We start from the raw sequence: 17,889 nt of genomic DNA, 5'->3' as shown, positions 1-17,889 counted from the left end.
TCTCCCAAGTCCGCTTTTCATCCGACTGATGAATGCGGGCATTTTTTTCTCAGTCTACCATGTAATATTCTGCTGTTCCATCCGCTTTATGCTATGATGTGGAATATGGTATTTTCTGAGAGAGGAGGGGCACATTATGATCACTTTTAAAAAAATCATGCAGATTATTGGTCTTAGCGTTCTGGTCACGGGTGTTGCTCATTCCCCGGCCCCGGCTGCCGCAGCTTCCGGTTCCACCCAATCTGCCCAATTACCCGCTATTCATATCTATCTGAATAACTCGCCGATCAATACCTCCGCAGGGGGAGCCACACTGATGAATGGTACCGTGATGCTCTCACTGGACAAGCTATATGTCAGCGGGGCTACAATTAGTTATGATGAACATACAAGGATGATCACCATTAACAACCTGTTCACGACAGGCAGCATGAAGATCGGCAGCCGGATTGCCACTGTGAACGGGAAGCAGATCACCTATTCCGCTGCCTTCCAGCAAGTGAATATGCAGCTATACATACCTTTGCGGTTCGTTAATGATGCCATTGGCGGCACAATGGACTGGAATGCCAATAAACGTGAAGCGTTCATCAGTTATCCCAATTTTGTCGGAGAATGAGGAACGCAAGAATATAACTATGCTATCGAAGGAATAGGATAAAAATGTAAAAAGATAATAAAGTTGTAGACTGAGAAAATAAAGTATTAGACTGTCAATACTTCATTAAGCTAACGGGCAGGTTAGTTTAATCGCTTTGTAAGTACCTTTAAGTAAATAAATTCACACAAGAAGGAAAGTACAGGAAAAAAGTAGAATAAAGATACAACTTTACCGTATTTGGAGGCCGTGAAATGGAGTTTCCGACACATATTGTATCGGCAGGCGGAATTGTAGAAGATGGAAATGGAAATGTCCTATTAGTAAAAGCTCATGACGATGGTTGGGTGTATCCTGGTGGGATAACTGAAGTTGGAGAAAACCTGATTAATGGTGTGATTCGTGAAATCAAAGAGGAAAGTGGAATAGACGCCACTGTTAGCCATTTAGTAAGTATTGTTTCGAATACAGCGATCCATAAGTGGCATGACGGTGTGACTGATGTTCCTACGAAGGTCATGTTTGATTTCGTCTGTAAAGCTGTGGGTGGAGAGTTGGCTACTTCTGATGAAACGAGCGAGTGTAGGTGGGTTCCAAAGGAAAATGTTCTGGATTTGATTACTTTACCCGCAATCCGCTTGCGCTATGAAGCTTATTTGAACTTTAACGGCTCAGTGAATTATATGGAGTACTTCACTGCGTCAACGTCAGAATGTAATGTCAAGCTTCAAAGGCGCGTTTAGTTATACGAAGGCTTGTGTTCTAAAAATCTTTGCATTAACGGGAAACGTTAGTTTAGCGAACTAAAAGAATGAGGAGAAATACTGAATGGGACAAGGATACGTTTTAGTGAATAAAAGCAAAGGAGAAATAATAAGCTTTGCACACCTCCCAGTGAGCAAAGCCAGGGAGTTAACCGGAAACCCCGTAACAGCAGCCATGACGACCTGGTATCTTTTGAGTAATATAGGCGATCAAATTAGTTTTATTGAAGAGGAACATGTAGTGGACGACTACCGTGATGTAACCAATCGGCTCATTGACGATTTGATTAAAAGTCAGATTATAGAAGACGACGGGATAGAGGTATTTGACCCAAGTAAACCTGAAATATTCATTCGGCTGTTAAGAAATACATGGATGGATTGTTGAGCTACCGGAAAACTTTAGCTCAGACATGATAGGGCAGCCGGTCAGTAAACGTGATCAGCTGTTCTTTTTTAACTAAATGGTAGTATAGTTGCAGTCAATGGAAGAGGATATAAAAAATTGAGAATGGAGGTATTATGTGAATTCTAACTTGGAGAAGGAACTAAAGAAAATATGTATAGACCTTTCTGTGAAGTTAAGGGGAAACGGAGGTGGGGATGGGAATGCTTTAATTGATTATGACTTGATTCTACATCTTCATACAACATTGGATGCCTACAAGGAATCGATTCATAAAGAAGAATTGGTTTCTAAAGAAATAGTGTGGTCTCTTTTTTATACCTGCAGTAGGTTCTATATACAAAGTCAATATTCTAAAAACACCTCAGATCTCATGGCTGAATTTGGGAAATTAAACCATAAGTTGCTTCGTGTTTTTGATAATTACGACACTTATTAAGTATTTACTGCTCCATGGCATAGAGCCTCTTTATATAGTTATAATTAGAGTGAAGTTTAATCCAAAGAAGTATTATAGTAGCTTGAGCTAACGGGAAACGTTAGTTTAATAGAGCAGGCAGATTAAAACCTCTCTCTAGAAGCAAACTAGATTTAATAGTTTCTAAAGGGAGGTTTTCTTATGAACTTAATGAGTTGTGGAATTTGTATGAGGCTGACAAATACATTCAAGGGTTCAGCCCAAAAACATTAAAAGCATACGCTTTACAGCACAAGATGCAGTACTGGCGCTAGGCTATCTCGATATCACAGAGGTAACGTTGAGTACACTGAAGGAGTACTTGGCAAAGCAAGCAGTTCGTTTGAAGCCAAACGGCCGTGGTCATCGAATTCGTTTTGTTCGTTCTCTTTTCCGCTATGCTTATGAAGAGACGTATCTGACTTCAAATCCTTCTTTGAAATTGAGAAAACCCAAGTTAGAAAAGATCAACATCGAAGATCTAAACTGGGAGAACTGCTCAGCAATCGTAAATGGCAAAGGATATCGCTTTCGACATACATATGCATGCCAACTCCTTAATAATGGTGCTCCCTTAGACTTCATTCAAGGAATGCTCGGTCATGAGAAGGCATCGACCACTCAAATATACGCGACGGATCAGCTTTAGAATCTTTCGCCATTCAACTAAAGAGAAGTTAAGACCTTTATGAAGAAAAGAGGTGTTGTGGTATTAAATGTAATTATGGGTTATGAAATAAATGGATTATTTGATTGGGGGAATCAAAATATGGACCGTAAAATTCAACTAATGGAAACCTACGTAAATATCGACTTTGGAAACTCACCCTTTTTAAAATTAGATAAAGGGTTGCAAATTCCATACTCTTCAATCACAGGAATAACAACAGGTAGACCGATACCAAATGCTTTTAAACTATATGGTGCTTTATTAGGAGAAATGAGAAATGGGTTATTTAGATCAAACGGTGGTTATCAACTGCACTTTTTTGAAAATGAGCTTGAAACTCTTCATTTAGATTTAAATAGCTTTAAAGTTGGTAAGTTCAAAATATCAAAGTTGATCATTGGTGTTGAAAATCCTGAAGAAATAAGTAAAAATATTTCCGAACGAGTGAAGTGATAATTTTTGATGTACTGTTTATTGAACGAACGGGAAACGTTAGTTGAACGAACACAGCGGCAGTCCAAGATTTTATTTATCAAGTCTTAGACTGCCGCTGCTTTTATTAATGGATCACTCTAAAACTTATTTTTCAAAAGCTAACGATTCTTCTATTCAAGAACCGCATTAAAATCCGATGGCCTTACATTCGCAGGGAGTAGTGAGGGTGAATCAGAACTGCGGTTTGAGTTCACCGGTAGGAAGAAGGAGAAGAAGGATACAGAAACAAGCTCCTGTGTGCATCGCAGGGGTTTGTTTTTGTATGTGTTCAATTTCTTATTGATATTTAATTTTAATAAAATAATAATTATATTGAAATAATATTTCAGTAATGGTATTCTGCATTTAGAGAGCGATTTCATAAACGGAAAAGGATGATGGAAATCATGTTAGAGCATTTGACAACGGAGACCCGCAATAAGAAGACCATGAACCTGGATGAGTTAACACCGCTTGAGCTTTTGGAAGTGATGAATGAAGAAGATCACAAGGTCGCACAAGCTGTGAAACAAGTCATTCCGCAGATTGCCGAAGCTGTGGAAGTGATTACAATGGCGATCAGACAAGGTGGACGCTTAATTTATATGGGGGCTGGAACAAGCGGACGTATCGGCCTGCTGGATGCTGTTGAATGTCCGCCAACCTTTGGAACAGCACCTGAGGAGGTCATCGGTCTAATTGCCGGGGGAGAGAGAGCGTTTATCAAAGCCGTCGAAGGTGCGGAGGACAATGAACAATTAGGGGTTCAGGATCTACAGGATATTAAGCTGACAGCCAAAGATGTTGTCGTCGGCATTGCCGCCAGCGGACGCACACCCTATGTGATCGGCGGATTAGAATATGCGAATTCTATTGGAACACCCACTGTAGCTGTGAGCTGCAACAAAGATTCAGCGATTGGCAGAATTGCCGGGATTGCGATTGAAGTCGTAAACGGACCGGAAGTGTTAACCGGGTCAACACGTTTGAAGGCGGGGAGTTCGCAGAAATTAATCTGCAATATGCTTTCCACCGCTTCGATGATTCGTACGGGCAAAGTATATGGAAATTTAATGGTGGATGTACAGCTGACCAATGAAAAGCTTGTAGAACGTGCCAAACGGATTGTGATGGATGCGACTGAGTGTGATGCTGAAACGGCAGAGCGTGTTCTGAAGCAGGCGGATCAGAAGCCGAAGATTGCCATTGTGATGATCCTTGCGGGGCTAACTAAGGAAGAAGCTGTGCAGCGGCTGGAAGCATCACAAGGCTTCGTCCGTCAGGCGATTCAATAATACGATAAGAAGAAGGGGGCTACAACATGAGTAAATATCATGATTTAGCGGTCAACATATTAGGGGCCATCGGCGGCCGTGCAAATGTATCCGAGTACACCCATTGCATGACTCGTCTTCGTGTAACCGTTGTGGACCGCAGCCGGATCGCTGAAGCGGACTTGAAGCAAATCGACGGGGTTCTGGGAGTAGTGGATGATGAAACCTATCAAGTCATTCTCGGACCGGGAATCGTAACCAAGGTCGCTGAAGAATTCGGTAAAGTGTTGGAAGCAAGCAGTCCTGAGGGCGATCCGTCAACTTCGGCTGAACAATTACAGGCCAAAGGCGCACAAATGAAAGCGCAGCTAAAAAAGAAGAATGATACGCCGTTCAAAAACTTTTTGCGGAAGATCGGAAATATATTCATCCCGCTTATCCCTGCGTTCGTGGGAGCCGGATTAATTGCCGGTATTGGCTCCATTCTGACGAACAATATGACAGCGGGTAATTTAGACACAGCAACCTGGCAGCAATATGTGACGATCTTAAATGTCATCAAAAATGCGATTTTCAGTTACCTGGTGATTTATGTCGGTATTAACGCTGCCAAAGAATTCGGAGCTACGCCTGCTCTCGGGGGAGTAATCGGCGGGGTAACACTGTTAACAGGGGTTACAGCGGACCTGACCATTACTAATATATTTACGGGTACACCTCTGACACCGGGTCAAGGCGGGGTTATTGGCGTTCTCATCGCTGTATGGATTCTGTCCATCGTGGAGAGATATTTGCGTAAAGTGATTCCTGATGCGGTTGATATTATCGTTACACCTACAATTGCCTTGCTGGCCGTAGGACTGATTACAATCTTTTTCATCATGCCGTTCGCCGGATTCATCTCCAGTAATCTAATCGGAGCGATTAACTGGACGTTAGAAGTGGGCGGAGCATTCTCAGGCTTTGTATTAGGAACAGCGTTCCTGCCGCTTGTGATGTTAGGGCTGCATCAGGTATTGACGCCGATTCACATTGAGATGATCAATGATTCAGGGATGACGCTGCTGCTTCCGATGCTGGCTATGGCCGGGGCAGGTCAGGTTGGGGCTTCCATCGCCTTATGGATTCGCTGCAAGAAGAATAAATCATTGACGAACATGATTAAAGGCGCTCTTCCGGTCGGTATTCTGGGAATCGGCGAGCCATTGATTTACGGGGTTACTTTACCGCTGGGCCGTCCGTTTGTTACAGCTTGTATTGGCGGCGGGATTGGTGGTGCGGTCATTGGATTATTCGGCAACGTTGGAGCCATTGCTATTGGTCCTTCCGGAGTTGCGTTAATTCCCTTGATTGCGAATGGATTATGGCTGAAATACGTAATAGGCTTAATTGCAGCTTACGCTGGCGGATTTATCGCGACTTATCTCTTCGGTACACCCAAAGAGGCTATGGCAGAACAGGATTAAGCGACCCTGAGATATTGAGGTGATTCCAGTGCTCGGAATTTCAATTTTTGCGGCGGACCGCACGTTAGAAGACAACGTGGAGTATATGGAACACATGAAGGCTGCAGGCTGTACCGAAATATTCACCTCTCTTCATATGCCGGAAGATGAGTTCGGAGCATTGAAGGAGAAGCTGCTGGAGATCGCAAAGGCTGCCCGGCGGTTAGGAATGGACCTGATGGCGGATATTTCCGGAAAAGCATTGGAGAAATTTTCATTTCCCTTTCTGTTGGATGCTGGTGTTACAGGTTTGCGGATGGATTTTGGATTTAGCGCCGATGAAATTGCAGCCTACTCACAACAACTGAAAATTGCCTTAAATGCCAGCACCTTAACCCCAGAGTTCTTGGCTGACTTAAAAGAGCATCATATTTGTCTTGAGAACATTGAAGCCTGGCATAATTATTATCCCCGCCCGGAGACAGGTCTGGATAAAGAATCGTTCATAGCGAAGAACAGGTGGCTGCAAGCCGAAGGGATTACGACGATGGCCTTTATTCCGGGAGACGGGCTGAAGAGAAAACCGTTATTTCAAAGTCTGCCTTCCTTAGAGAAGCACCGGAATCATTCTTCTTTTCTGGCCTACCTGGAATTAGAGCAAGATTGTGCCGTGGACAAAATTTTCGTTGGCGATTTAACCCTCTCAGAAGGGTCTCAGATTCAATTTCAGCGGTATGAGGAAGGGGTTATTCCTTTGCGGGTAACCCAAGAATTACCTTATGCCTTATGGGATAAGGTCCACCGGAACCGCTTGGACGCTGCCCGTGATGTGATTCGCTCTGAGAGTGCACGGTCAGATCAGGAACGTTATGGAATAAGCCCAAGTATTGCGCCTATGCATACGAACGAGCGGCCCAGAGGAACGATTACTGTAGATAATTATTTGTATGGCCGTTATGAACATGAGCTACAGATCACACTAAGAGATCTGCCGGCACATGAAGCGGTTAATGTGATTGGTCATGTGATAGAAGAGGACCTTCCTCTATTGGACTACGTCAGACAAGGCGGAAGGCGGTTTAGCTTCACGGCTGCTACTTAATGATTACTCCCTTCTATTTTGTTACAATAAGGAGAATAGACTGAGGAGAGGAGTTTAGAACTTGGCAGCAGGGAGTATGATTTCTCAAATTGAACTGGTCTTAAATGAACTGCCGGAATCCGAAAAAAAAGTAGCGGAGTACATTCTTGCCAATGCTAAAGAAGTGATGCATATGAGCATACATGAGTTAGCGGCTAAAGCGGAGGCGAGCAGTGCGGCGGTTGTCCGTTTTTGCCGGTCGCTGGGCATTGAGGGCTTCCCCGCGCTCAAAATCCGCTTATCCGCTGAAGTAGAGAACACGAGTTATGTCGGCTACTTTGATGTTGAATCTAATGAGACGGTGCATTCTATCATTGATAAAATGTTGTCCAATACCATATTGACCTTTCAGAATACGGCCAGTCAACTGGACGCGCATTCGATTGAGCAGGCCGTGAGCCTGTTACAGCAGGCAGAGGTTATTTATGTGTATGGGATAGGGGCGTCTTTCATTATTGCAGAGGATGCGGCACAGAAATGGCTGCGGCTCGGCAAAAATGTATATGCTATTTCTGACCGTCATTTATTGGCGGCAGCTATGGCTACGAAATCAGAGAATGCTGTCTTCTGGGGGATTTCGTATAGCGGGGAAACGGGCGAGGTCATTCAATTAACCAAACGGGCCAAGGAGCATGGGATCAGAACAATCAGCCTTACCCGACCTGGAAATAACAAGCTTTCCCAGCTGGCGGATGTTTCTTTATTTACATCACGTGCCCCGGAAGCCACACTTCGCAGTGCGGCAACCAGCTCAAGATTCGCCCAATTATTTGTGCTTGATATTGTCTTTAGCGTATATGCTTCTGCCCAGCATGATTTAACTGTGGAGCAGCTGGCGAAGACAAGGCAGATGATTGAAGTTTTGAATGATTAATGTTGAACCTCTGCATAAAAAGGGGCTGTCCTAAAGGCCATGCAATGGCTGCTTGGGACAGCTCTTTATTTTGTGCCACCCGCCTATAGGATGCTCCCAGATTCTTTACTTTCTTAAAGAATTCATACAATCGTCTGGCCTCTGAATCCTGACTCAGATATTGCAGGGTGCCCATCGCCTTCTCTAATCCCGGCTCATTCCTCAAGCCGGAGATTGTCGATCAGGAACCGGCGCAGGCTGCTGATGAAGGTATGGGTGGCATGGCTGATGTAGCGGTCGGCCCGGTAGATCAGTCTGAGGTTGCGGCAGGGGGCAGTATTCAGGATCGGAATGGAGCAAAGTCCGCTGTTCTCCATGCCCTCAAGCAGTCCGCGCGGTTGTATGGTGCCGCCAATCCCGGCCTTGACTAGCTGAAGCAGCGAGGTGGCTGATCCGGTCTCCATGATCGGCTCCAGTCCGAAGCCTGCCTCCCGGCAGGTATTCTCCACCAGCTCTCTGCCGATGTAGGTGCGCGGGTACATTACAAGCTGGATCTGCTGAAGTGATGACAGCTCAATGTGGCTCATGGCGGCATAAGGATGATCCTCACGGACAATCAGATGATAAGGCTCCCAGCCCAGGTCCACTTGAGTCAGCATGGAATCATGCGGACCCGGAAGGCAGATGCCGATGTCCAACTTGTTCTCCAGCACCTCCTGCTGAATAAGCGTTGAAGCGAAGACCTGGAGCCGGATATTCGGAAAATCGGCATGGAATTTGACCAGCATCGGCGTTAGACGGTAGTCCAGGTCAGAGGGCAGCACCCCAAGCCGGATCATGCCGCGGTTGTCGGAGCGCAGCTCATTAATCGCTGCCTTGGCATTCTGCTCATTCTGAATCATCCGGGCTGCGTAGTCCTTCAGGAGGGCACCAGCTTCGGTAAGGGCAATCTTTTTGCCGATCCGGTCGAACAGGGGCATGCCTATTTCACCTTCCAGTACTTTAATCTGCTGGCTTAGTGTCGGTTGGCTGATGCCCAGTCCCTCAGCGGCGCGTGTGAAATGCAGTTCTTCGCAGACGGCCATGAAATAGTGCAGGTGGCGGGTTTCCATGAAATTCACTTCTTTCAGGATAAGATCATAGTCAATTACTATTATAATAATATAAACAATAGTATTGATCAATATATGACATCGCCGTATACTCAGGCTAAATACAAAATACTGATATGGAGTGATGGAAATGCCTTTCTTACTATTATTCGTTGCCTTGCTGGCAGCCTCATTAAATATGCGTCCGGTAATCACTTCGGTCTCACCGCTGCTGGGTAACATTCAGAGTGATCTGGGGATGAACAGCCTGCAGGCCAGTCTGATGACAACACTGCCTGTCCTGTGTATGGGGATATTTGCACCCCTTGCCGTGAGCATCAGCCGGCGCTTCGGTCTGGAGCGCACGATCTTTGGAGCTATGGTGCTGATCGGGGCGGCGACAGCCGCACGCGGGTTCCTGTCTTCATCCGCCGGTCTCATTCTGACGGCGCTGGCAGCAGGCGTAGGGATCGGAATTGCCGGACCGCTGCTGTCCGGCTTCATTAAGCGTCATTTTCCCGGCCGCTCGGCTATGGTCAGTGTGTATTCCGCCTCAATGGTGGTGGGTGCTTCACTGGCTGCCGGGCTGGCTGTTCCGGTCTATACCTGGCTGGACAATTCCTGGCAGCTGTCCCTGGCGGTATGGGCAGTCTTGTCGCTTGCCGCACTCCCTGTCTGGTGGAGGATTGCGGCACGGTCCATGCCGCTGAAGGAGCAGGCTGCACATGCTCGGCTGCCCGTGACCAACGGCAGAGCCTGGCTGCTGACTGTGTTCTTCGGTCTTATGGCGAGCATCTTCTATTCGCTGACTGCCTGGCTGGCCCCGATGGCAGCATCCATGGGGTATAGCAAGCATGAAGCGGGCAATCTGCTCACACTGTTCACCTTGATACAGATTCCGGTAAGCATCCTTGTGCCGATCCTTGTTGCCAGATTCCAGCGGCGCACGTTATGGCTTGTGCTGTGCAGTCTGTTCGAGCTAAGCGGACTGCTGCTCCTTCTGGGCTCAGCCTCACCTCTGCTGAGCGCAGTGCTGCTCGGCATTGGCGCTGGCGGATTATTCCCGCTGGCTCTAATGCTGCCGCTCTTAATGACGGAGCGGGCGGAAGAGGCCAGCTCCTGGTCGTCGCTTAATCAGGGGGGCGGGTATTTTCTCGGAGCTTTGGGACCGCTCGCGGTTGGCCGTATCTACGATGCCTCGGGTTCATTCCAGCCCGCGCTGATCGGCATGGCTGTGATCACTGTACTTATGATCGCGGTACAACTGATGATAGGCAGAAGCTCCCGCGAGGCCACCGCCCTAAGGAACGGTTAGGTTGACGGTGCGGGCTTCTTGATCCATACGAGTCGGCACGGCAACCTGTGTTTAGCTTCCGGTCTTCGCATAAGGCAGAACAACAACCGTCTCGTACTTCCCGGGCTTGACTGTGGTCCTCAGATGCCCGCCGTATTTGCCCGTAACCTTCTGAATATTACTTAAGCCGATTCCGTGAAGTTCTGGATGGGCCCGGCGGCATGGCGCTGCTGTGCTGGCGGGAGCGGCAATGGAGTTGCCAATATAGATAACGAGGGCATTGTTGTTCGAATGGATATGAAGCTGAATGGATCTGTTCTGTGCCGGCCGGACCTGTCTCGCAGCATCTATGGCGTTATCCAGAAGGTTGCCAAGTACTATACACAGATCGTAGCGTTCTATGTCAACAGGTGCACCGGAGAGCTGTACCTTATGCTGCATGGCAATATTCAGGTCAGAGGCGATGTTAATCGCATGGCTGACCAAGGCATCCACCGCCAGGTTGCCGGTAGTGATAGTGTTGCAGGAGGCCTCAATCTGTTGCAAAATCCCGTTAATATGATCTGCGCCTTCTGCTGCATGACCTGCTTCAATACAGGCGCGTATGTATACCAGTTGCTTGTTGATATCATGAATGATTCGCTTGATGTCCATGAAGGAATGTAAGGTATTCTGATAGCTGAGCTCCTGGGCTTCAAGCTGTCTGTGCAGACGGCCATTCAACTCCGCCAGCCGGGCAGCCTCATTCCTCCTCCTGAACCATAAGACCATCGTTATCCTCTCCCTTGAATTTCTTCCAGCACATACCCAGCATAGACATCCTTGAAGGCCTTCGATTGGGAACGTCCAATCGGATATTCTTCATCACTGGACATGATTACGGAGTTCGCGTTGAATCTGCGGACATGCTCCAGATTGACAATAATGGAACGGTGAATCAGCAGGAACGGATTGCCCAGCTTGTCCGAATAGCTCTGCAAGGTGCCATTGATGAGGTATTCCCGGGAGACAGTAATGAGCTTCAGCTTGTTTTGGGCGAGGGAATGCTTGATTTTGACAATAGCAATAATATCGGGCCTCCGCAGCACTACCTGATCATCCTCTACCTTAATGGTGAAGAAGCGGTTCGGGCTGGAATGAATATAGCTGCACAGCTTAAGTATTTTGTCTTGGAATAATTCATAGGGGACTGGCTTGAGCAGGTATTGGAAGGTCTGAACGTCAAAGCTGTCCATCATGTATTCAGGATAGCTGCTCAGGAAGATAATTTGCACATCGCGGTCGGGCAAAGAGCGGATCGCCTGGGCGGTCTCAATTCCGCTGATTCCGGCCATTTCGACATCCAGAATCAACAGGTGATAGGTGTATTCTCCCTGCATGGCCTTGTAATGCTGCAGCAGCTGTTCGCCGGAAGAGAAGCAGTGGACATCAAATGAATAGTTGGTCGACAGCGACAGCAGCTTGAAGTATTGCTTCACCTTGTCTAGAACATTGGCATCATCATCGCACACGCCTACATGAAACAATTCTATCTCTCCTTTTAAGTGGCTTCATTCCTCATAGATTGGCAATAAAATGGATCAGGGAATGCGTTTGCATGCCTTATTATACCATTAACATACATAATGTTCCATAAAGTGAAAGAATGCGTTATATTGAATTCAGAAGAGATGCAAGAGATCAATGATAGATTAAAATGTGAAACAAATCACGTTATACCGTGGTATCAAGCAACAACAATCTGTAATTTCCCGTAAGGATGTGAGTGAATGAACGCAAGCACGTTATTGTCCAAAGTTAATGTGATCCATGAGGATTTAGGTGAGGAATCACTGGTGATGGACCGTAATCATGAGATGTTCTTCTTGAATCAGACCGCCAAATATTTGTGGGAACACTGCAATGGACGAACAGTATCCGAGGTTGCCGGTATGCTCCATGACCAGTGTCTGGAGAAGGACCAGCTTGAGTTAAGCGATATTATTACAGACTGTATTGGTGCATTTGAAGAGCTGGAGCAGAGAGGTTTCGTGAAAATAAGGAAATGAGGTGCTAGTGTGGAATTGTTATCCCCAGCCAAGAGCTTTAGATTAGGCGGTTGTTATCTGGAGATCACTTCAAACTGTAACCTGCGCTGCCTGCATTGCTATAACGAATCCGGCGTTCTGCAGGATCAGATTGATATGCCTACCTTCATGAGCATCATTAATGATCTGCCGGATCATCCCGATACAAGCATTACCATCTCCGGGGGAGAACCGACTTCGCATCCTTTGTTCTGGGATTTCATGGAGGCGCTGCAGAAGAAGCAGTTCGGTATGGTGCTGGTGATCACGAACGGCACTTATATCACCCGGGAGGTTGCCGAGAAGTTCGCTGCCTGCAAAGTGGCCATACAGCTGAGTGTGAATGGTTCGCGAGCGGAGATTCATGATCAGTTATGCGGACGCGGCAGCTTCAACCAAACGATGCGGGGCCTGAAGCATCTAATCGATGCCGGTATGAGCGAACGGATTCTGATCCGCAGCGTGCTTACAGGCTTCAATAAGGATGACATCGTTCCTCTGCTGAAGATGGTTGCTGAGCTTGAGATTCCCCAGGCTGAGATTGCGAGCCTCAGTAACCTGGGCCGGAGTGAAGACAACCGGAACAATTTATACCTGGACATTCTGGAGAAGTCTGCGCTGGTGGAGCGTCTGGAGCAACAACCGGAGGTTGTGGAACTGATGGACAGCGGTATGAAGATCACACTGCCCGATGATTTTACAGGAGCCTGTCCGTTGTTAAGTGGAGTGACCGAAGATGCTGACCGGATTCCGTTAACACCGAGAATAGATTCTTCCGGTAATGTGTTCCTGTGCCAATTATTCACGGATGTCCAGTATGCGATCGGTAATGTGAATGAGACCAGCCTGTCCTCCATGCTTGAGTCTCAGCAAATCGTGAACCTCGTCAAGTTCATGCAGGTGGGACAGAATTATATGAACCAATGCCAGAGCTGTATATGGAATGGAACTTGCGGCAAGGGGTGCGTGGCGCTCGCTGTAGCCAATGGAGGCTCGATTCAGGATACGGACGGCTGCTGCAAGGTAAGAACGAAATATTATGTCTCTGAGCTGAAGAAGAACAGAAAGGCTCTAGTGCCGCAGTAATTCGTTACACAGCGACTTGAAGGGAGGTGAGAACATGAGCTATATCAGACCTATGATTGAAAAAGCAAGCACTGATTCTATGATCACTCCTGCAGCTTGTACGAATGGTTTCAGCTGTCCGAAAACATTTAACTGCGGAAGCTACTCCTGTAAGAAAAACTTTAAATGCGGAAACTGGTAAACCCTGATCCGCGGCATACTTAATAAGTTCCATATGACCCGACAAGAACATGGTTATTTCCTATAATCATGTTCTTTTCTAAGAAAGGGAGGGGGAGCGCTTGAAGGAATATAAATGGGTTCTGTCCATCTTTTTCAGACAACAGCCGGTAACCATGGTATCCATCCTCCTGCTCTATATCTTAATGTACGCCCTGCAGCCCTTGGAGCTGCTTCTGATGGGGCGGATCATCGTCAGCCTGGGGCATCCGTCCGGGGTGATGTCTATTGCCATCCTCATTATTGCCTATATCCTCGTGTACTCCCTGAAGAATATTCAATACTCCTTTTCGCTGCTGTTCATAGAATTGCTGGAGAATAAGGTCGGTGCACTGCTGCAAAGACAGATGTTCACCGCTATTGCCAAAGCAGATTTAGACAAGCTGGATCAGGCGGATTATCTGCTGCAAATTGAGCGGGCGAAGGACACTTTATGGTACAAACTCACGAATGCCGTTAACGATGTATTCCATTTCCTCGGGTCCATTGCCGGCTTCTGCATGTCAGTATGGATTATTGCCAGGCTGGGGGTTCTGTATGTGGTCGCTTTTATTGTGCTGGGGCTGCTCTATAACTATTTTGTGAAGCGCAACACGGAGGAACATATTGCTGTGATGAAGCGGCAGGAGCATGAGGACCGCAAGCTGAACTATTTAAGCCGTCTCATGCAAGACCGGAGCAACCAGAAGGAGATTAGGAGTTTTCAGATTTATGAGTGGCTGGAGTCGAAGCGGCTCTCCAAATTCGATGAGATCAGAGACCTGAATATGGCCTTCAGTCTGAAATGGACGGTGATTGGCTGCATATGGTCGGGGCTGATGCTGGGCCTGGAGAACAGCACACTGCTGTTCATGTGTTATGCTGTGGCGCTGACAACACTGAGCCTGGATCAGCTGATCGTGTTAACTCAGGGGCAGGGTCAGATCATCGAGGGGGTCAATTCCTTCGCCGAGTTCTTCTCCGAAGCCCGCAAGAATACCATCTACATCAAGGAATTCAGAGATTTGATTACACCGGAGACACAAGCAGCAGAGACTCCTCACCAGCCTTCTTCGGTCTTAACCAGAAACAGGATGGCGATGGAGCTGCACGATGTCTCTTACTCATACGGCAATTCCCCCGCAGTCTTGAAGAATATTAATCTGCACATCGGCAGAGGGGAGAGCATTGTCCTTGTCGGTGAGAACGGCAGCGGCAAGAGCACTCTGGCCAAGATTATGGCCGGTCTGCTGAAGCCGACGGAAGGCAGAGTCCACAGTTACTGTAAGACATCGACCGCAGCTTTTCAGGATTATGCCAAATTCGAATTCTCGGTCCGGGATAATGTCGGTCTGGGCGATGTAGCGAGTATCAACGACAACGATAGAATCACAGAAGCAACGGTGAAAGGCCAGATTCACCAGGTCATCCAGCAATACCCCAAGGGACTCGACACGATTCTGGGCAAAAAGTTCGATGCGGACGGAATCGAGATGTCGGAGGGCCAGTGGCAGAAGGTGGCGATCAGCCGGGCGTTCATGCCCGAGGCCGATTTTATTATCTTCGATGAACCGTCTGCTTCCCTGGATGCGTTGTCGGAGATTCAGCAGTTCCGCAATATCGGCAAATATTTTCGCGGCAAAAGTGTTGTGCTCATCTCCCACCGGATCGGGATTGCCAAGCTCGCCGACAGAATCGTATTTATGAAGCAGGGGGAGATCGTGGAAGCGGGCACCCATGCTGAGCTGATGCAGCTGAAGGGGGAATATTGCAGCTTCTTCAAGAATCAGGCCAAATGGTACGATACGGGAGATCAGGTCATATGACAACGAAAATGCTGGTTCATGTCCGTAACCTCAAGCTGATCATTAAGCTGTTCTGCACCAAAGATCTGTACCTGTCACTGGCGCTTATGGCGCTCAGCGCATTGCTGGCCCCGCTTGGAGCCTGGCTCTATAAGCTCCTGATCAATGGCCTCGCTATCGTCCAGTCCGCATCTGCCGTAACGCACAAGCTGCTGATCCTTATCGCTGGATATACCATGCTGAAGATTGCACTGGAAGGGATAGAGCATATTACTGCGCATGTTAATAATCGTCTGAAGTATAACATTAACCGTGAATTCATCAGACAGGTGAACAAGAAGCTGTCTGTTATTGATATGGAAGAGCTGGAGAACCCGGCCGTCTATGATCTGCTGGAGCGGGTCCAGTCCAATGTGAATAAGGGGATTCTGGCTTACGTCAACAACTCATTGTCTGTCGTGCTCCCTGTCTTCTCCATGTTCTCTTTTATAGTGCTGCTGTTGAATATTAAATGGTATTTCCCCGTAATTGCGGTGCTTGCCACCATTCCTTATCTGTTGCTGATGAATGCACAGGGCAAGCGGAGCTACTTCCAGGCAGTTGAACAGAGCAAGCCGCTGCGGCGGTTGAACTATATGTACGATGTGCTGACAAGCAGAAGATATGCCAAGGAGATCCGTATGTTCGGATTGATTGATTATTTCAATGACCGCACGGAAGAGATCCGAAGCGAGGTATGGAGAGAGAAGTTCAAGCTGCTGCTGCATTATACACTGGGCGGAGCGCTTGTCGATCTATTGCGGAACATTGCGCTGGGTATCTGTCTGCTCATTACTTGTCTAGGCGTTATAGATAATCGAATGAGTATAGGCGATGTTATGTTAGTGATTACTGCGATGCAGGCCATAACAGGCGCTCTGAGCAGTATGGTGATTAAAATCAGTTCCATGAACAATTACACACTATATATGGAAGATATGCTGAATTTCCTGGATCTTCCTGAGGATGCTGGTGGCGGTCATAAGACGCTTGCAGATGCATCAACGATTCAGTTCAAGCAGGTGGATTTCAAATACCCTGGCAGCGGGAACCTTACACTGAAAAATATTGAACTAACCATCCATAAAGGCGAGAAAATTGCCTTAGTGGGCGAAAACGGCAGTGGTAAAACAACCTTCATTCATGTGCTGCTTGGCTTGTACAAGCCGACTTCAGGCGAAGTATTAATCGGAGGAGAACCGCTCGCTAATGTCATTGATCCGTTCAGGAGGAAGACGGTCTGTGTATTTCAGAATTTCATTAAATACCAGTTCTCGGTCGCGGATAATATCCGGGCGGGGAATTTCGGACAAGCGTTCCAGAAGCAGTCCTTGCATATCTTTAATATGGATGCCTTCATAGATCAGCTGCCGCAAGGCCTGGATACCCAGCTAGGCCAGCTGGAGAACAATGATCTGGAGCTATCGGGCGGACAATGGCAGCGGCTGGCGATTGCCAGAGCGCTCAGCCGGGCGGACAGCGAGATTCTGATCATGGACGAGCCGACAGCCAGCCTGGACCCCAAGGTGGAGACGCAGATCTACGAAGAGTTCTCGGCGTTGTGTGAGAACAAGACGACCATAATGATCTCACACCGTCTGGGCGTAACGCGGCTCTGTGATATTATCTATGTTTTTGACCAGGGGGAGATCTGTGAATCGGGCTCGCACACAGAACTGATGAACCGGCGGGGGAAATATTATCAGATGTATACGGCCCAGAGCTATTTGTATGCTTAATGACATGGAATAAACAAGTAGTAAAAGGATATAATTGACATTAGGTGACTACTGGAGTAGTATTGGGATATGACTACTGCAGTAGTCAAACGAAGGGAGGCTGGTGCATGGAGATTAAGCTGTATGATTCCGAGCTGAAGGTCATGGAGATTCTATGGAGGGAAGGCAAGCTGCCCGCAGGGGATCTGGCTGCTATTCTGAATCAGGAGACTGGCTGGAACAGAAACACGACCTATACAGTGATCAAGAAGCTGATTGCCAAGGATGCTGTAGAGCGGACAGACCCAGGGTTTGTCTGCACTCCCCTGATTGCCAAGGAGCAGGTGCAGACATATGAGACCAAAGAGCTGATTAACAAAATGTACGGCGGTTCGGCGGAGATGTTTTTTTCGGCATTTCTCAATGAGAAGAACCTCAGCAAAGCGGATATCGACAAGCTGAGGCAAATCGTGGAAAGCTTGCGCTGAGGCGAGGGATGATGGATATCTT

The 17,889-nt window shown here is 47.3% G+C and carries 19 protein-coding genes; 16 read left to right on the top strand and 3 right to left on the bottom strand.

Annotation, left to right across the window (positions count from 1 at the left end; translation table 11 throughout):
* Positions 1 to 136 precede the first annotated feature (136 nt).
* The 10 genes from J2Z70_RS03850 to J2Z70_RS03805 all read left to right on the top strand — a co-directional run bounded on the left by J2Z70_RS03850 (position 137) and on the right by J2Z70_RS03805 (position 8,103).
* The gene (locus J2Z70_RS03850; protein WP_209869601.1) at positions 137 to 619 is read left to right on the top strand and encodes a copper amine oxidase N-terminal domain-containing protein; all 483 of its coding nucleotides are present in this window, start codon (positions 137 to 139) and stop codon (positions 617 to 619) included.
* A 233-nt stretch (positions 620 to 852) separates the two neighbouring features.
* Positions 853 to 1,341, top strand: coding sequence for an NUDIX hydrolase (locus tag J2Z70_RS03845; RefSeq protein ID WP_209869598.1), 489 nt, complete (start codon positions 853 to 855; stop codon positions 1,339 to 1,341).
* Positions 1,342 to 1,426: 85 nt separating this feature from the next.
* A complete protein-coding gene (locus tag J2Z70_RS03840) occupies positions 1,427 to 1,750 on the top strand; it encodes a hypothetical protein (protein ID WP_209869595.1) in 324 nt (107 codons plus the stop codon).
* Positions 1,751 to 1,898: 148 nt separating this feature from the next.
* On the top strand, positions 1,899 to 2,207 hold the full coding sequence (locus tag J2Z70_RS03835) for a hypothetical protein (protein ID WP_209869592.1): 309 nt from the start codon (positions 1,899 to 1,901) through the stop codon (positions 2,205 to 2,207).
* A 340-nt stretch (positions 2,208 to 2,547) separates the two neighbouring features.
* The gene (locus J2Z70_RS33095) at positions 2,548 to 2,874 is read left to right on the top strand and encodes a tyrosine-type recombinase/integrase (protein ID WP_245367966.1); all 327 of its coding nucleotides are present in this window, start codon (positions 2,548 to 2,550) and stop codon (positions 2,872 to 2,874) included.
* Between the two features lie 39 nt (positions 2,875 to 2,913).
* Positions 2,914 to 3,348 carry a beta/alpha barrel domain-containing protein gene (locus J2Z70_RS03825; RefSeq protein WP_209869589.1) on the top strand — a complete coding sequence of 145 codons (435 nt, stop codon included), beginning with the start codon at positions 2,914 to 2,916 and terminating at the stop codon, positions 3,346 to 3,348.
* Positions 3,349 to 3,776: 428 nt separating this feature from the next.
* Positions 3,777 to 4,664 carry an N-acetylmuramic acid 6-phosphate etherase gene (gene murQ, locus J2Z70_RS03820; protein ID WP_036733394.1) on the top strand — a complete coding sequence of 296 codons (888 nt, stop codon included), beginning with the start codon at positions 3,777 to 3,779 and terminating at the stop codon, positions 4,662 to 4,664.
* A 26-nt stretch (positions 4,665 to 4,690) separates the two neighbouring features.
* Positions 4,691 to 6,109, top strand: a complete 1,419-nt coding sequence (locus J2Z70_RS03815) for a PTS transporter subunit EIIC (RefSeq protein ID WP_036733397.1) — start codon at positions 4,691 to 4,693, stop codon at positions 6,107 to 6,109.
* A gap of 19 nt (positions 6,110 to 6,128) precedes the next feature.
* Positions 6,129 to 7,190: a DUF871 domain-containing protein gene (locus tag J2Z70_RS33840; protein WP_342592985.1), complete on the top strand. Its 1,062-nt coding sequence runs from the start codon at positions 6,129 to 6,131 to the stop codon at positions 7,188 to 7,190.
* Positions 7,191 to 7,251: 61 nt separating this feature from the next.
* Complete coding sequence (locus tag J2Z70_RS03805; RefSeq protein ID WP_076083270.1) at positions 7,252 to 8,103, top strand: MurR/RpiR family transcriptional regulator; 852 nt, start codon at positions 7,252 to 7,254, stop codon at positions 8,101 to 8,103.
* A gap of 194 nt (positions 8,104 to 8,297) precedes the next feature.
* Here J2Z70_RS03805 and J2Z70_RS03800 read toward each other — a convergent pair whose 3' ends face one another.
* Entirely contained in the window at positions 8,298 to 9,194 is an 897-nt protein-coding gene (locus J2Z70_RS03800) for a LysR family transcriptional regulator (RefSeq protein WP_209869586.1), read from the bottom strand.
* 130 nt (positions 9,195 to 9,324) lie between these two features.
* Between J2Z70_RS03800 and J2Z70_RS03795 the strand changes: the two genes are divergently transcribed.
* Complete coding sequence (locus tag J2Z70_RS03795) at positions 9,325 to 10,488, top strand: MFS transporter (protein WP_209869583.1); 1,164 nt, start codon at positions 9,325 to 9,327, stop codon at positions 10,486 to 10,488.
* 51 nt (positions 10,489 to 10,539) lie between these two features.
* On the opposite strand, the gene J2Z70_RS03790 is transcribed toward J2Z70_RS03795, so the two are convergent.
* Positions 10,540 to 11,238, bottom strand: a complete 699-nt coding sequence (locus tag J2Z70_RS03790; protein WP_209869580.1) for a sensor histidine kinase — start codon at positions 11,236 to 11,238, stop codon at positions 10,540 to 10,542.
* Positions 11,239 to 11,240: 2 nt separating this feature from the next.
* Positions 11,241 to 11,993, bottom strand: coding sequence for a LytR/AlgR family response regulator transcription factor (locus tag J2Z70_RS03785; RefSeq protein WP_209869577.1), 753 nt, complete (start codon positions 11,991 to 11,993; stop codon positions 11,241 to 11,243).
* A gap of 243 nt (positions 11,994 to 12,236) precedes the next feature.
* Here J2Z70_RS03785 and J2Z70_RS03780 point away from each other — a divergent pair, with 243 nt between their 5' ends.
* The 5 genes from J2Z70_RS03780 (at position 12,237) to J2Z70_RS03760 (ending at position 17,867) form a co-directional block, all read left to right on the top strand.
* Entirely contained in the window at positions 12,237 to 12,515 is a 279-nt protein-coding gene (locus tag J2Z70_RS03780) for a PqqD family protein (protein ID WP_209869574.1), read from the top strand.
* A gap of 9 nt (positions 12,516 to 12,524) precedes the next feature.
* The gene (locus J2Z70_RS03775; RefSeq protein WP_209869570.1) at positions 12,525 to 13,619 is read left to right on the top strand and encodes a radical SAM/SPASM domain-containing protein; all 1,095 of its coding nucleotides are present in this window, start codon (positions 12,525 to 12,527) and stop codon (positions 13,617 to 13,619) included.
* A 281-nt stretch (positions 13,620 to 13,900) separates the two neighbouring features.
* Complete coding sequence (locus J2Z70_RS03770) at positions 13,901 to 15,643, top strand: ABC transporter ATP-binding protein (protein ID WP_209869567.1); 1,743 nt, start codon at positions 13,901 to 13,903, stop codon at positions 15,641 to 15,643.
* Positions 15,640 to 17,400, top strand: a complete 1,761-nt coding sequence (locus tag J2Z70_RS03765) for an ABC transporter ATP-binding protein (protein WP_209869564.1) — start codon at positions 15,640 to 15,642, stop codon at positions 17,398 to 17,400. Before J2Z70_RS03770 ends, J2Z70_RS03765 begins: the two co-directional genes overlap by 4 nt.
* 107 nt (positions 17,401 to 17,507) lie before the next feature.
* Positions 17,508 to 17,867 carry a BlaI/MecI/CopY family transcriptional regulator gene (locus tag J2Z70_RS03760; protein ID WP_209869561.1) on the top strand — a complete coding sequence of 120 codons (360 nt, stop codon included), beginning with the start codon at positions 17,508 to 17,510 and terminating at the stop codon, positions 17,865 to 17,867.
* Positions 17,868 to 17,889 lie beyond the last annotated feature (22 nt).

Origin of the sequence: Paenibacillus silagei (assembly GCF_017874735.1) — a bacterium.
In the GTDB taxonomy this organism is placed as follows: domain Bacteria; phylum Bacillota; class Bacilli; order Paenibacillales; family Paenibacillaceae; genus Paenibacillus_AQ; species Paenibacillus_AQ silagei.
Note: the sequence above shows the minus strand (reverse complement) of the source record. Positions and strands in the feature narration are given on the sequence as shown.

Coding starts and splice junctions, on each gene's coding strand:
- J2Z70_RS03790 (WP_209869580.1), bottom strand. CDS start 11,238: ATGGTCTTATGGTTCAGGAGGAGGAATGAGGCTGCCCGGCTGGCGGAG.
- J2Z70_RS03795 (WP_209869583.1), top strand. CDS start 9,325: ATGCCTTTCTTACTATTATTCGTTGCCTTGCTGGCAGCCTCATTAAAT.
- J2Z70_RS03760 (WP_209869561.1), top strand. CDS start 17,508: ATGGAGATTAAGCTGTATGATTCCGAGCTGAAGGTCATGGAGATTCTA.
- J2Z70_RS03765 (WP_209869564.1), top strand. CDS start 15,640: ATGACAACGAAAATGCTGGTTCATGTCCGTAACCTCAAGCTGATCATT.
- J2Z70_RS03840 (WP_209869595.1), top strand. CDS start 1,427: ATGGGACAAGGATACGTTTTAGTGAATAAAAGCAAAGGAGAAATAATA.
- J2Z70_RS03845 (WP_209869598.1), top strand. CDS start 853: ATGGAGTTTCCGACACATATTGTATCGGCAGGCGGAATTGTAGAAGAT.
- J2Z70_RS03800 (WP_209869586.1), bottom strand. CDS start 9,194: ATGGAAACCCGCCACCTGCACTATTTCATGGCCGTCTGCGAAGAACTG.
- J2Z70_RS03815 (WP_036733397.1), top strand. CDS start 4,691: ATGAGTAAATATCATGATTTAGCGGTCAACATATTAGGGGCCATCGGC.
- J2Z70_RS03850 (WP_209869601.1), top strand. CDS start 137: ATGATCACTTTTAAAAAAATCATGCAGATTATTGGTCTTAGCGTTCTG.
- murQ (WP_036733394.1), top strand. CDS start 3,777: ATGTTAGAGCATTTGACAACGGAGACCCGCAATAAGAAGACCATGAAC.
- J2Z70_RS03825 (WP_209869589.1), top strand. CDS start 2,914: ATGAAGAAAAGAGGTGTTGTGGTATTAAATGTAATTATGGGTTATGAA.
- J2Z70_RS03780 (WP_209869574.1), top strand. CDS start 12,237: ATGAACGCAAGCACGTTATTGTCCAAAGTTAATGTGATCCATGAGGAT.